At 69.4% G+C, this 13,688-nt stretch carries 10 protein-coding genes; 4 read left to right on the top strand and 6 right to left on the bottom strand.

Annotated features, from left to right (window positions below; genetic code table 11):
* From Acy02nite_RS28640 to Acy02nite_RS28625, 4 genes are all read right to left on the bottom strand, one after another.
* Window positions 1–471: aldo/keto reductase (locus tag Acy02nite_RS28640; protein ID WP_203746170.1), on the bottom strand; the 471-nt coding region annotated here is incomplete at its 3' end.
* Between the two features lie 86 nt (window positions 472–557).
* Complete coding sequence (locus Acy02nite_RS28635; RefSeq protein WP_203746161.1) at window positions 558–1,925, bottom strand: WD40 repeat domain-containing protein; 1,368 nt, start codon at window positions 1,923–1,925, stop codon at window positions 558–560.
* Window positions 1,922–4,864: a DUF4407 domain-containing protein gene (locus tag Acy02nite_RS28630; protein WP_203746159.1), complete on the bottom strand. Its 2,943-nt coding sequence runs from the start codon at window positions 4,862–4,864 to the stop codon at window positions 1,922–1,924. Before Acy02nite_RS28630 ends, Acy02nite_RS28635 begins: the two co-directional genes overlap by 4 nt.
* 393 nt (window positions 4,865–5,257) lie before the next feature.
* Window positions 5,258–6,793 (bottom strand): cellulase family glycosylhydrolase, encoded by a 1,536-nt coding sequence (locus Acy02nite_RS28625; RefSeq protein WP_203746157.1) that lies wholly within the window; start codon window positions 6,791–6,793, stop codon window positions 5,258–5,260.
* Between the two features lie 171 nt (window positions 6,794–6,964).
* Here Acy02nite_RS28625 and Acy02nite_RS28620 point away from each other — a divergent pair, with 171 nt between their 5' ends.
* The 4 genes from Acy02nite_RS28620 (at window position 6,965) to Acy02nite_RS28605 (ending at window position 11,936) form a co-directional block, all read left to right on the top strand.
* Window positions 6,965–7,981, top strand: a complete 1,017-nt coding sequence (locus Acy02nite_RS28620) for a LacI family DNA-binding transcriptional regulator (RefSeq protein WP_203746155.1) — start codon at window positions 6,965–6,967, stop codon at window positions 7,979–7,981.
* A 269-nt stretch (window positions 7,982–8,250) separates the two neighbouring features.
* Window positions 8,251–9,315 (top strand): sugar ABC transporter substrate-binding protein, encoded by a 1,065-nt coding sequence (locus Acy02nite_RS28615; protein WP_203746153.1) that lies wholly within the window; start codon window positions 8,251–8,253, stop codon window positions 9,313–9,315.
* A 16-nt stretch (window positions 9,316–9,331) separates the two neighbouring features.
* On the top strand, window positions 9,332–10,906 hold the full coding sequence (locus tag Acy02nite_RS28610) for a sugar ABC transporter ATP-binding protein (protein ID WP_239175294.1): 1,575 nt from the start codon (window positions 9,332–9,334) through the stop codon (window positions 10,904–10,906).
* A complete protein-coding gene (locus Acy02nite_RS28605) occupies window positions 10,899–11,936 on the top strand; it encodes an ABC transporter permease (RefSeq protein ID WP_203746151.1) in 1,038 nt (345 codons plus the stop codon). The genes Acy02nite_RS28610 and Acy02nite_RS28605 overlap by 8 nt, the downstream gene beginning before the upstream one ends.
* Before the next feature lie 43 nt (window positions 11,937–11,979).
* Here Acy02nite_RS28605 and Acy02nite_RS28600 read toward each other — a convergent pair whose 3' ends face one another.
* Both Acy02nite_RS28600 and Acy02nite_RS28595 read right to left on the bottom strand, forming a co-directional pair.
* Window positions 11,980–12,684 carry a FadR/GntR family transcriptional regulator gene (locus Acy02nite_RS28600; protein ID WP_203746149.1) on the bottom strand — a complete coding sequence of 235 codons (705 nt, stop codon included), beginning with the start codon at window positions 12,682–12,684 and terminating at the stop codon, window positions 11,980–11,982.
* Window positions 12,668–13,684: an aldo/keto reductase gene (locus tag Acy02nite_RS28595; RefSeq protein WP_203746147.1), complete on the bottom strand. Its 1,017-nt coding sequence runs from the start codon at window positions 13,682–13,684 to the stop codon at window positions 12,668–12,670. Before Acy02nite_RS28595 ends, Acy02nite_RS28600 begins: the two co-directional genes overlap by 17 nt.
* Window positions 13,685–13,688 lie beyond the last annotated feature (4 nt).

Raw genomic sequence — 13,688 nt, 5'->3', positions numbered from 1 at the left:
ATTCCGGTAGCGGACCTTGCCGGCCCGTACGAGGGAATCGAGGGCTGCCATGGTCTCCTCGACCGGCGTCTCGGGGTCGAAGCGGTGGACGTAATAGACGTCGATGTAGTCGGTGCCCAGGCGCCGCAGCGAACCGTCCACCTGCTCGAGGATCGCTTTGCGCGAGAGGCCGCTGCCGCCGGGGCCCTCGTGCATCTTCCCGCTGACCTTGGTGGCGAGCACGATGTCCTCGCGCCGGGAGAACCTCCTGATCGCCCGGCCGACGAACTCCTCGGACGAGCCGCCCTGGTAGACGTTCGCGGTGTCCCAGAACGTGACGCCCAGTTCGACGGCCTGCTGGAAGAACGGCGCCGCGGCGTCCTCGTCCAGCGTCCACCGGTGCATGCCGGTGACCGGGTTGCCGTAACTCATGCAGCCGAGGGCGAGCCGGCTGACTTTGAGACCGGTACGGCCGAGTCGGGTGTGATTCACGGGTGCCCTCCTGGACAACGTCGGGATGCCTGGGAAGTATCAGGCCGGATCGAGGCGCATGGTGGCGACTGCGGAGGAGGCGTGTGTCATGGCCTGGGTGCCGGGCGGGTCCAGCCCGGGATCTCGAGCTCCTCGCTGACCGCGACGTCACCGCCGTAACCCTCGGTCGCGCTGTAGCGCCCGAAACCCGACAGGGAGACAGCGTGCAGGTGAGCGAGATCAAGATCAGTCAAGGGTTTCGGTTCCGGGCGGTCGACGTAGAGCACGCCCTCGGTCATGGTGATCGGCCGCCCGGCCCGATCCCGGGCGGGGTGCGTGTCGTCGGGGCCGTCGTCGAGGCTCAGGATCGCGACATAGCGGCCGCTGGGGGAGGCGACGCAGCCCCCGGGGGTGCCTTTGCCGATCTCGTACACTCCCTGAGGCCGCCCGTCGTTCCCGTCCCACCAGCGCAGCGTGCCGTCCACGTCCGTGGTGCAGACGGCGTCGTCCCGGGGCACCACGGCGCTGCCGGTGAGGATCGCGGAGTGCGCGACCAGCACCTTGTCGAGGGCCTTGCGGTCCAGGTCCCAGCGCAGCACCTGACCGTCCCAGCCCGCCGACACCAGTCGGCGGCCGTCCGCGGTGAACGCCGCTGAGCTCACCCAATCCCGGTGCCCGCGCAGCCGGGCCAGTTGCTCGCCCGTACTCAAGACCCGGACCATCAGGGTACGGTCGCGGCTGCCGGAGACGACCAGCTGCCCGTCGGGCGAGATCACGCAGGTGGTGATCTCGTCGTGGTGACCGTCGAGGAGCCGTGCGGCGCTGCCCGGGCGGCCGAGGTCGACGACCCGGATCAGGTGATCCGCCCCGGCACTGACCAGGTGGCTCCCGTCGGGGGTGACGGCACATCCGGTGACCAGTGGCGCCGACATGGTCCAGGTCGCCGCCGGCCGGTCGTCCGGGCTGATCGGGAAGGCCCGGACACCGCCGTCCCACGACGTACTCAGAATGGTGTTGTTCGCGGGGTTGACGGCCACGCCGCTGACCCAGGCCTCGTGACCGCCGCGGGTGGCCAGCAGCTTGCCGTCGGCGACCGACCAGATCCGCAGCGAACGGTCCCAGCCGGCGGTCACCAGCCATTGCTCGTCCGCGGAGAAAGCGCAGGTGGTGATGCGTCCGGTGTGGCCGCTGAGCCGGATCGTCCGCCGGTGCTCACGGTCGAGGACACGGACCACGCCGTCGCTGACCGGGACGATGTTGTGATGGGCCGCCCAACCGGTTCGGCGGCCGGGCAGACGCACCTGGTGCGCGACACGGTTGCCGCCGTCGATCGGCGCGACCTGCCGGGTCCAGTCGATCAGCAGCTCCGGTGCGCGGGCGACGGGCGCCGGGACGACCGCCGTGCGGGTCGGCGCGGAGACCCCGGGGGTGATCAGGAACGGCCAGCCGGAGCGGGGCATGGGGTCCGAGGTCAAGGTCGTTCACCGGAGGGCAGGGTCGAGCCGGGGTAGCGGCGCTCGAATGCGGCGAGGTCCCTCCGGAGCAGGTGCACCACGTTGATCCGCGCGAGTACCGAGTCGCCGGCTCTCTTGCGCATGTCCTGCAGCTCCTTGACCAGGCCTGCCGAACCCTTCAAGCTCTGTGCCTTGCGCTGGAAGGCGGCCAGCGCCCAACCGTTCTCCGGATTCGCGGCCTCCTTCTCGAACGCGAAGAAGCCCATGTCGATCTTCGTGAACCGGCCGGCGAAGCCGAGCACCCAGCTGAGTGACGCCACGCCCCAGAACTTGCGGCGATCACGCTTGGCCTGTTTGATCCGGCGCGCGAACGTACGGTCGCTCATGTCGTTCACGATCGCCTCGATCCGGTCCGGAAGCAAGGCGGTGAGCAGGACACTCAGATTGATCGGCGAACGGGGCCGATCCCGCTGCTTGACCATGGTGATCACGCCGTCGGTGTGTGTCTCCGGGGTGACCTCGTGGCCGGTGGAGGCTACCGGGATCAGCCGGACCGGAACCGTCCGGTGCGCGATCAGCTCGCGGATGTCCATTTCGGCGAGCAGGAAGTCGCGCACGGCCGTCAGCGGGATCCCGCGTGACTCGAAGAGGTCCCACTTGGTGATGAGCAGGTGAGCGACCTGGTCCCTGTCGTCGCTCCCCACGTAGAAGAGGTTCTCGGTCATCCGCTTCAGCACGGTCGCCGCGTCCCCCGGGTCGACCCCGAACGCTTCCCGGCCCAGCATGGCCTTCAGCACGATCTCGCCGTCGACAGCCAGCAGCAACGCGTCCGCCTGCTTGACGACACGATGCAGCTTGCGCCGCAGCGAACGGGACTCGCGAGACGGTTGCTCGTACAGGTCACCGGCGTAGTCCCAGTAATGCACGTCCAGCACCGGCTCGTTGCTGATCCGGCAGGTGAACGTGTACTCCTCGATCTCGTCCAGCGCGGTCTTCGGCGGCCACACCGCGCCGGCCTCGGCAACCCGGCGCGCGTTGGCCACGAGTTCCTCCTGTTGCTCCGGGTCCTGGCAGCGCAGCAGGTAGCCTCGCGCGTTGCCGCGGTCACGGGACAGTTCCTCGTACATCATCGCCAGCAGCGCCGTCTTCCCGGCCCTTTGCCCGCCGACCATCACCACCTTGAAGGTCGGCCGCCGCAGATTCGCGTTGCCGGGCCGGTGCCGGCCTCCTCCTTCGGCGGAATGCCGCGGGTCCCGTCCGGCCGTCTCCTCGTCGGAGCCGGCCGAATTCAGATCGGCGAGGCCGGGTTGTGCGGTGCCGGTGAGAACGCGTTCGCGCTGCTCGTCGATGTCGAGCAGCCGGCCGGTGTCGGGATGATCGGTCAGTTCCCGGACGCGCCAGTCCCGGCGTTCGTTGACCCGGGTGACCACCTGCGCTGCTCCCTGGTGCAGGCTGCGATCGGCCCGGTCGAACGCCGTGGCGTAGACCTCCACCTCCATCGACGCCTTGACCATGTCGTACGGTCGGCGCCGGCGCAGCGACATGAAAACCTTGTAGGTGATCGGGAAGATCTCGATCACCAAGAAGACGATCCGGAACGCGACCACCTCGGGACCCATCGGTGTCGGCGGCGCCACCCAGTTACGCAGCGAGCACAGCCAGCGGAAGAAACCGCGGCACGGCGGGATCGCGTCCTGCTCCGGCGTCTGGGGATCGGTGTCATGCTCGAGGTCGGTAAGTGCGGCCCGGCGCAGCAGCAGCCCGGCCTCGGCCGCGTTCACGCCGGGCACCTTGTCGATCTCCGACTGTTGCCCACCCGGAGCCGCGTTGTCCTGACGGGTGAGTTCCTCCAGAGCGAGCTTGTTCTCGCGGAGGATCGCCCCGCGCCGATCACCGAGTGCATCTCTTCCGTCGGAGACCTTCCCGGTCAGGTCCGAGACCAGCGATTCCTGGGTGGCGGCCTGATCGGCGAAGGTCCTGGTCGCCGGGCCGCTACCGCCGCCGCCCGTCGTACTGATGACGGTGCCGTCGGAGAGCTGGTACCGGCGTGCGACACCGTCCTCCTCCTTGGCCGCGGCGTCCTGGAGTTTCACCAGGTCGGCGCGGGCATCGGTCAGGCGCTTCTCCAACTGATCCAGGTCGCGGCCCAGCCGATCGAGTTGTGGATCGCCGGCGCCGGTCAACTGCTCCCGCCGGGCCGACCGGTCCTTCGCCCGCTGAACGTAATCCTGCTGGATCGTCTCGACCCGCTTCTGGTGGAGCCTTTCCTGCAGGTATTCCGTCCGATCGCCCACCTCTGCCTGGAAGATCAGCAGCAGGATCATGTCGGCCATGATGAAACTGGTCGCGAGCGCGAGAGCGATGCGCAGTGACGCCACCGAGAGAACCTTGATCACCTCGGCCATCCGCGTGCCGGCACCCCGGCCGGCCGTCTCGTGCGCCCAGTTCGTGAAGCGATGCGGATCGCTGAAGCCGCCGATGTCGGCCCGGCTGAAGTGGAACGGGTTCAGTGTCCCGGACACCAGTGCCCGGTCGAAGAAGAAGATCAGCACACCCCAGGCGAGCCCGATCAACACCGTCACCGGCGTCACCGCGAACCGGCCCTCGACCAGCACTCCCGCCGCCGACAGCGCCGCGACGACCGCGACGATCGACGTCAGTACGACCAGGCTTCCCTGAACGACGAATTCCGACTCGTCGACGGCGGCCCGGGCCAGGATCCGCCGGTCCACACCGGAGGCGTAGAGCACGAAGCGCCGGGGCCACGGCTCGTCGCCCGGTGGCTCGCCGCCCGGCAGCGGTCGTACCCGCGTCGGCTCGACGACCTCGCCCTCGGCCACCTCGGTGTCCGGTGCCGCCCGCGAACGCGGGATCTCGATGGTGACCTCGTGCTCGCGCTGAACCTCGGGACCCCAGCCCGCGACTATCCGTGGTCCTTGATCAGATGATTCGTCCCGCACCACATTCCTCCTCAGCCGCCACAAAGGAGTCGGACAGATCCGATGCCGCCTGATCGTAGGGACGCTTGATCGGGAACTACCACCACGCGCGGGTGCACACAATCGGATCTGATCGTCCACCACCGGATGGATGATCGGCGATGCTGTCATCCATTCAGGTGCACGGCGCGGGCAGGCGCCGCGGCCGGCTGACCGCGGGGCGACCAAGGCGACTGCGCAAGCGCAAGCGCCGCCATCTGTTGTCGCATCGCGACCGTGGCCGATACGGCATCCGGCTCGACGCCTGTCATGAGTGGGCGTGAGGTCGAATATGGCCTTCAGCGGCGGGCCCGCCGGAGACGACCCTTCGCGGCAGGCGGCGGCCCGTTCCGTGCGGAACGGGCCGCCCCTGTCCTACGGGTTGACAGTGAGCAGGTGGGCCCGGTATCCCTCGCCGAACGTCTTGGTCGGCGTGCCGGACCAGTCCTCGATCAGCACGTTGCCGGAGGTGCCGCAGCCGCCCCACGGATTCCAGGTCCACGCGGTGTATCCGACACCGTGGGCGTCCGCCCAGGCCATGACCTGGTCGATGTAGTCGTGGCCGCAGGTGTCCTGGCCGATCTCGCCGGCCTGCACCGGCACCTGGGCGGCCACCGCCCCGATCTGGCTGTCCCAGCAGGCGGTGGTGACGCACGCGTTGAAGTTGTACGAGTGCCACGACGCCATCAGGTTGCCGGTCGGGTCCACCGGCTTGTACGCCAGCCACTGCGACAGGTCGTTGGTCCAGGTCAGCCCGGCGCTCATGACGACGTTCGTGGCGCCGGTGGCGCGGACCGCGTCGAGCAGGTCCTGCATGCCGGCCACCTCGTAGGTGATGCCGGTGCAGGTGCCGCCGTCGCGCAGGCAGCGCCAGGCCGCGGCCATGTCCGACCAGTTGTTGGCGGCGTCCGGGTACGGCTCGTTGAACAGGTCGAAGACGACGGCGTCGTTGCCCTTGAAGGTGGTGGCCACGCCGGTCCAGAACCGCGGGGTGTGCTCGGCGCTCGGCATCGGCTTCTGGCAGGTGGCGTTGACGTCGGAGCAGGCGGAGATGTTGCCGGTGTACTGCCCGTGGGTCCGGTGCAGGTCGAGGATCGGCGTGATGCCGTTGGCGACCAGCGCGTCGACGAAGACCTTCACCTGCTGCTGGTACGCGGCCCCGCTGGGTGACCCGGACAGTCCGAGCCAGCAGTCCTCGTTGAGCGGGATCCGTACGGCGTGGATGTTCCACGACTTCATGGCGTCGATGTTGGCCTGCGCGGCCGGGTCGCCGTCCCACATGCCCTTGCCCTGTACGCAGGCGAACTCGCCGCTGGAGCGGTTGACGCCGAGCAGCCGGTACGTCTTGCCGGCCGCGGTCACGAGCTTGTTGCCGGACACGTGCAGGGCCGGAGCCGGGCCGGTGACCGGCGGCGAGCTGCTCGGCGGGGTCGAGGGGGAGGTGGACGGCGACGTCGACGGGGAAGTGGACGGGCCGGCCGACGGAGTGGCGACCCCGCCGGTGCACGGCACGCCGTTGATGCTGAACGCGCCCGGCTTCGGGTTGGCGCCGGTGAAGGTGCCGAGGAAGCCGAGCGACGACACGGTCCCGCTGGTGGGCACGGCCCCGTTCCAGCTGGTGCTGGTCGCGGTGACGTGCCGGCCCGACTGCGCCCAGTCGGCGTTCCAGCCCTGGCTGATCTTCTGGCCGGCGTCGGGCAGGTCGAACTCGAGTTTCCAGGCGATGAGCGGGTCGCCAAGGTTGGTGAAGGAGACGGCGCCCTGGAAGCCGCCCTGCCACTGGCCGGCCACCGTGTAGGTCACCGAGCATCCGGCAGCGGCCGCGGCGGCCGGCGTGATGATGCCGGTCAGGCCGGTCGCGGCCAGCAGCCCGGCCGCGGCCGCGGCGAGCGCGGCATAGCGAGGTCTCATCGGTTCTCCTTGCGTCGGGGATGGGTGGCCGATCGGGGCGTATCGATGTCGGCGCCTGGTTGGAGGGTGGCGAACTGAAACATTTAAGTCAAGAGTTCGACATGGTTCGATGATATGTGGCAGCCTGATCGGCAGGGCCCGTGCTTAAACGCTTAAGGGGGAAGGGCAACCGTGAAACGCCCGACCATCGCGGAGATCGCGGCGCGTGCCGGCGTCTCGATCAGTGCCGTCTCCTACGCGCTCAACGGCCGCCCCGGCGTCTCCGACGCCACCCGCCGGCACATCCTCGCGATCGCCGACCAGATCGGCTGGCGGCCCAGCGTCGCCGCGCGATCACTCTCCGGGTCCCGGGCGCACAGCGTCGGCCTGGTGATCGCCTGGCCGGCGGACACGCTCGGCGCCGAGCCGTTCTTCATGCGGTTCATCGCCGGGCTCGAGGGCGAGTTGTCCCGGCGCAGCATCGGCCTGCTGTTGCAGTTCGTCGACGACCATCGCGCCGCGATCGACGCGATGCGGCGGTGCTGGGCGGAACGCCGCGTCGACGGCATGGTCCTCACCGACCTGTGGCGCACCGACAGCCGCCTGCCGGTCGTCGAGGAACTCGGGATCCCGGCCGTCCTGGTCGGTGGTCCCCGCGCCGACAGCCGGCTGCCCTCGGTCTGGACCGACGACACCGCCGCGGTGACCTCGGCGGTCGACTATCTCGTGGCGCTCGGGCACCGGCGGATCGCCCGGGTCGCCGGGCTTCCCGCCCTGGAGCACACCCAGGTGCGCATCGGCGCGTTCCGGGCCGCCGCCCGCACCCACGGCCTGCCCGAACCGCAGGTCATCGAGACCGATTTCACCCGGGAGGCCGGCGTACGGGCCACCCGCACGCTGCTGTCCCGGCGCGACCGGCCGACCGCGATCATGTACGACAACGACGTGATGGCCGCCGCGGCGCTCAACGTGGCCCAGGAGATGAACGTCGCCGTGCCGGACGAGCTGTCGGTCGTCGCCGGCGACGACTCCCAGTTGTGTTTCCTGGTCCGGCCGGCGCTCACCGCCCTCGCCCGCGACATCCAGGCCTACGGTGTGCACACCGCCCGGGTGATGATGGACGTCATCGACGGGCGATCGCCGCAGTCCCAGCCGGACACCCCCACCCGCCTGGTGGTCCGTGCCAGCACCGCCGCGCCCGCGACCTGACCCCGCTGTCCACGTCGCGAGGCGAGCCGAGCTTACCGAGACATCCTATGTATACGGGCCCGAAAGCGCCTTGCAGCGGGGTACGCCGTGAAGGCTCTTGCGATCAACTCGGCATTACACGGCAATTTCGGCCGAGTCTCTGGACATGAGTCAGCTCGCGGGTCTACAAAGACATCCCATGTCCGGTGAGGTCGACCCCGGTGTGCCGGTCCCGGATCTGCTCCACTCTGCCCTCGGTACGCCCCTTGCTACTCGGATCGGAGCACCTCATGAGACTTCGGCTCGGCCCGATCGGGGCCGCCTTGTTGCTGACCACCTCACTGACCGCGGCATGTGGCGACAGCGGTGGCGGAAACGGATCCGCCGGTGACGGCAAGCTGGTGGTCGGCGTCGACTATCCCCGCTCGGACACCGACTTCTGGAACTCCTTCATCAAGTACACCCCTCAGTTCGCCGCCGAGCTCGGGGTGGAGATCAAGACCACGAACTCGCAGAACGACGTCGCCAAGCTGGCCGCCAACGTGCAGACCTTCATCAGCCAGGGCGTCAAGGGTGTCTCTATGGCACCGCAGGACACCGCCGCGATCGCACCGACGCTGCAGCAACTGGAATCCAAGAAGATCCCGGTCGTGACGATCGACACCCGGCCGGACACGGGCAACGTGTTCATGGTGGTGCGAGCCGACAACCGCGCCTACGGCGAGAAGGCGTGCAAACTCCTGGGCGCCAAACTCAAGGGCGCCGGCAAGGTGGTCATGCTGGAGGGCGGCTTGGACTCGATCAACGGCCGTGACCGGACCGAGGCGTTCGACCAGTGCATGAAGAGCAACTATCCCGGCATCACGGTGTTCGGGGAGGCGACCAACTGGGACGGCGCCGTCGCATCGCAGAAACTGCAGACCCGGCTCACCGAACATCCCGACATCAAGGGCGTCTACATGCAGTCCAGCTTCGCCCTGGCCGGCACCCTGCAGTTGCTCAAGCAGCGCAACCTGCTGGTCCCGCCCACCGACCCCCGGCACGTCTTCGTGGTCAGCAACGACGGCATTCCGCAAGAGCTCAAGAGCATCGCCGCCGGCGAGATCGACGCGACCGTCTCGCAGCCTGCCGATCTGTACGCCAAGTACGCGTTGTCGTATCTGAAGGACGCGATCGCGGGCAAGACCTACCAGCCCGGCCCGACCGACCACAGCAGCACGATCGTCCAGGTGCGCCCGGGAGTCCTCGAGGACCAGTTGCAGGCGCCGCTGGTGACCGCGGACGGAGCCACGTTCGACGGCGTTCCCAGCATCAAGTCCGATGACAAGTCGCTGTGGGGAAACAGCCCCAGCTGAGCCGACCGTTAGGCGGGTGCACGCCGACATGAACGACCACGAGGAGTCCGGCACGACGCCGGGTCCGCTCAGTCGCGCCGCACGGGTCCCTGACCGCCCGGCCGTGGTGCACGCTGCACACATCAGCAAGAGGTACGGCTCCACCGTGGCACTCGACGATGCCGGCCTGGTCGTCACGGAGGGGGAGACCCACGCGCTCGTCGGCCGTAACGGGGCCGGCAAGTCGACCCTGGTGTCGATCCTGACCGGGCTCCAGCAACCCGATGCCGGGCAGGTGCGGTTCGCCGGTCGCCCGGCTCCCAGGAGCACCGATCGGGACGCGTGGCGCCGCGAGGTTGCCTGCGTCTACCAGAAATCGACGATCATCGGGTCGTTGTCGGTCGCGGAGAACCTGTTCCTCAACCGGCAGAACCGTGGCCGGCTCGGTCTGCTGGACTGGCCGGTGGTCCGTCGCCGGGCGCGGGACCTGCTGGAGGCCTACGGCGTCGACGTCGATCCCCGGGCGCCGGCCGGGGACCTGTCCGTCGAGCAACGTCAGTTCGTGGAGATCGCCCGGGCCCTGTCGTTCGGTGCCCGGTTCATCATTCTCGACGAGCCGACGGCGCAGCTGGACGCCGGCGCCATCGACCGGCTGTTCGGCAAGATCCGTGAGTTGCAGGCGCAGCGGGTCACCTTCTTGTTCATCAGCCATCACCTGCAGGAGGTCTACGACCTCTGCACCACCGTGACCGTCTTCCGGGACGCCCGCTGGGTGCTGACGGAGCCCGTCGCCGAGTTGCCCCGTGCCGACCTGGTCGCCGCCATGACCGGTGAGGCCGGTGGGCTGATCACCGCCCGCCAGCGCCCGCTCGCCGGCGCGGGCGCCGTGCCGCTGCTGCGGGTCGCAGACCTCACCGCGCGAACCTTCGCCCACCTCAGTTTCGACGTACGCCCGGGGGAGGTGGTCGGCCTGGCCGGCGCCGGTGGCAGCGGGCGGATCGAGGCCGCCGAGACGATCGTCGGTCTGCGCCGGGCCACCTCGGGAACCATCACGGTCGACGGCGGTGTGCTGCGCCCCGGCGATGTGGGCGCCGGTCTGGCCGCGGGCATCGGTTTCGTCCCGCGGGATCGGCACCGCCAGGGATTCGTGCCGGACATGTCGATCGCGGCGAACGCCACCATGACCATCGGCGGACGGCTCACCCGGGCCGGTCTGATCAGCCGGCGCCGCACCGACGCCGAGGCCGGCCGGATGATCGACAGCTTGGCGATCAAGACGTCCGGGCCGGACGTCCCGGTGCGGGCGCTGTCCGGGGGCAACCAGCAGAAGGTCGTCATGGCTCGGGCTCTGGCCGGCGATCCCCGCCTCCTGGTGCTGATCGATCCGACGGCCGGAGTGGACGTGCGCTCCAAGGAGTTCCTGTTGAACAAGGTCGACGAGGCGGCCGGGGCCGGCACCGCGGTGCTCATCGCCTCCGACGAGCTCGACGACCTGCGCCCCTGTGACCGCGTACTGGTGCTCTTCCAGGGACGCATCGTCGCCGAACTGCCACGAGGCTGGCACGACCACGATCTGGTGGCCGCGATGGAAGGACTGAGCCGGCATGTCTGAGACCGCAACAGCCCCGCCCGCGCCGCAGGACACCCCGCACCGGCGAGGAGCACGGGGTGGCCTGTCCGGCATCCGGTTCGCCCGGCTCCGCGACCTCGTCCTGGTCCCGGCGATCGTGGTGATCGCGATCATCGGCCAGCTGGTCAACCCGGTCTTCCTCAACCGGGACAACCTGGTCAACATCTTGCAGACGATGTCCGAGGTGGCGCTGCTGGTGCTGGCGCAGACCGTCGTGCTGGTGGCGGGGAAGATGGACCTGTCGCTGGAGTCGACGTTCGGTCTGGCGCCCGGCCTCGCCGCGTGGCTGACCGTCGCCGCGGGCGCCGGTCACGGGCTCGGTCTGCTCTCCGGCGCCTGGGCGGTGCCGATCGTGCTGGCCGTCGGGGCCCTGGCCGGGATCGCCAACGCGGCGCTGATCGTGCGCTTCGGACTCAACGGCTTCATCGTGACGCTCGGCATGCTGATCGTGCTGCGTGGCCTGCTCACCGGCATCTCGGGTGGGCAGACCTTCTTCGGGCTCCCGGAGTCGATGATGTATCTCGGTACGACCGTATGGCTCGGGGTGCCCGTATCGGTGTGGTTGTGTCTGGTGCTCTTCGCCGTCGGAATCGTCGTCCTGGGCTACACCCGTTTCGGCCGCGCGCTGTATGCCATCGGCGGCAATCCGGACGCCGCCCGGGCGGCGGGCGTGCGCGTCGAACGGGTGCTGACCATCGCCCTGGTCGTGGCCGGTGTCCTCGCCGCGCTAGGTGGCCTGCTCCTGTCCGGCCGGCTGGCGTCGGTGGCATCGGGGCAGGGTAACGGCTACATCTTCACGGTGTTCGCCGCCGCGGTGATCGGCGGCGTCAGCCTCAACGGTGGCAAGGGCACGATGTTCGGGGCGTTCACCGGCATCCTTCTGCTCTACCTGATCCAGAACGTGCTGACGCTGGCGAATGTGCCGGCCCAGTGGATCGGCGCGCTGAACGGCGCCATCATCCTCATCGCGCTGATCCTGTCCCGGATCACCTCCGGCAAGGCGCAGGACTGATCGCCGGCGGCCCGCCGTCCACGGATCCGGCGGGCCGCTCGCCTCAGCCGGCTGCGGGCTGCTCGGTCCGTAAGTGCTCGCGCAGCCATTTCTCGGTGTTGCTGACATGCAGCAGCGCGGCGGCCTGGCTCAACGGCGCGTCACGCTGTGACAGGGCGCCGAGAATCGCCTCGTGCTCGGTGAGCGTGCGCACGGCGGACTGGCTGTCGTGCATCCCCCGCCAGATCCGAGCCTGCAGGGTACGGCCGGAGATCGCGTCGAGCACGGCGGTCAGCGTGGTGTTGCCGGTCGCCGCGACGATCGTGTGATGGAAAGCCGCGTCGTGCCGGTTGAGCAGCTCGACGTCGTCCCGGGAGTCGCGCATCGCGTCGAGGTGCCCGTGCAGCTCGGCCAACTGGTCGTCGCTGATCCGGACCGCGGCCAGCGCCGCGGCCACGGGCTCCAGCAGGCGTCGCACCTCGAGCAGTTCCAGAAGCGCGCCGGGATGTGCCTGGAGCAGTTCCACCGCACCGCTGAAGCTCTCCAGCAGCAGGCCCGGCTGCAGGCTGGTCACGTAGGTGCCGTCCCCGCGTCGCACCTCGAGGATCCGCGCCACCGACAGCGCCTTGACAGCCTCCCTGGCGAGACTGCGCGACAGGCCCAGTTGAGCTGCCAGCTCCTGCTCCGGGGGAAGTTTCGAGCCCGGCGGCAGGTCACCGGACTGGATGAGATCGCGGATCTGAGCGATGGCCTTATCGGTCAGTGACACGTGACTTCTCCCTCGCGTCCGGCACCGGCACGTCGGAGCTGATCAGACCCCGTGCGCGCAGCTCGTCCCACAGGGCCTGCGGGACACGCGAACTGTGCCACGCGATGTTGCCCCGGACCTGTTCCTGGTTGCGCATGCCGAGGGTGACGTTGACGACCGCCGGATGCGCGAGCGGGAATGAGATCGCCGCGGCCGGCAGCGTGGTGCCGTGCCGTTCACAGACCTCCGCGATGGCCCGCGCCCGTGCCACCAGCTGCGGTGGCGCGTCCTGGTAGTCGTACTTCGAACCGGCCTCCGGTCGCGGCGTGGACAGCAGACCGGAGTTGAAGACCCCGGCAGCGACGACGCCCTTGCCGTGCTGCACGGCGGCCGGCAGCACATCGTGCAGCGCGGACTGGTCCAGCAGCGTGTAGCGACCGGCGAGCATCACGACGTCGGCGGCTGTCTCCCGCAGGAACCGGGCCAGCATCGCGGACTGGTTCATGCCGGCCCCGATGGCGCCGACGACCCCCTGATCGCGAAGGTCGGCCAGGGCCGGCATGGCCTCGTCGGCGGCCTGTCGCCAGTGTTCGTCCGGATCGTGCAGGTACACCACGTCGAGCCGGTCGAGGCCGGTACGCAGCAGGGTCGCCTCGATCGAGCGCAGGACCCCGTCCCGGCTGAAGTCCCACTGCCGGCGCAGGTCGTCCGGCACGGCGAAGCCCTCGCTGTCGCGGCCGCTGCGATGCTCGTTCGCCACCAGCAGGCGGCCCACCTTGGAGGAGACGACGTACTCGGCACGCGGGTATCCGGCGAGTGCGGCGCCGACGCGGAGCTCGGAGAGGCCGAGACCGTAGTGCGGTGCGGTGTCGAAGTACCGGATACCGCACTCCCAGGCGGTGGAGATCGCTCGGGATGCCTCCTGCTCCGAGGTGACCCGGTAGAGATTGCCGATGACCGAGCCGCCGAAGCCCAGTTCGGTCAGCGCCACCGGGGTGCCAGGTATCTGTCGTCGGAGCACGGGT

It is taken from the genome of Actinoplanes cyaneus, from assembly GCF_016862095.1.
Classification (GTDB): Bacteria; Actinomycetota; Actinomycetes; order Mycobacteriales; family Micromonosporaceae; genus Actinoplanes; species Actinoplanes cyaneus.
Note: the sequence above shows the minus strand (reverse complement) of the source record. Positions and strands in the feature narration are given on the sequence as shown.

Bases quoted from the DNA above. Each gene is read 5' to 3' on its own strand.
- Acy02nite_RS28625 (WP_203746157.1), bottom strand. From the start codon at position 6,793: ATGAGACCTCGCTATGCCGCGCTCGCCGCGGCCGCGGCCGGGCTGCTG.
- Acy02nite_RS28615 (WP_203746153.1), top strand. From the start codon at position 8,251: ATGAGACTTCGGCTCGGCCCGATCGGGGCCGCCTTGTTGCTGACCACC.
- Acy02nite_RS28605 (WP_203746151.1), top strand. From the start codon at position 10,899: ATGTCTGAGACCGCAACAGCCCCGCCCGCGCCGCAGGACACCCCGCAC.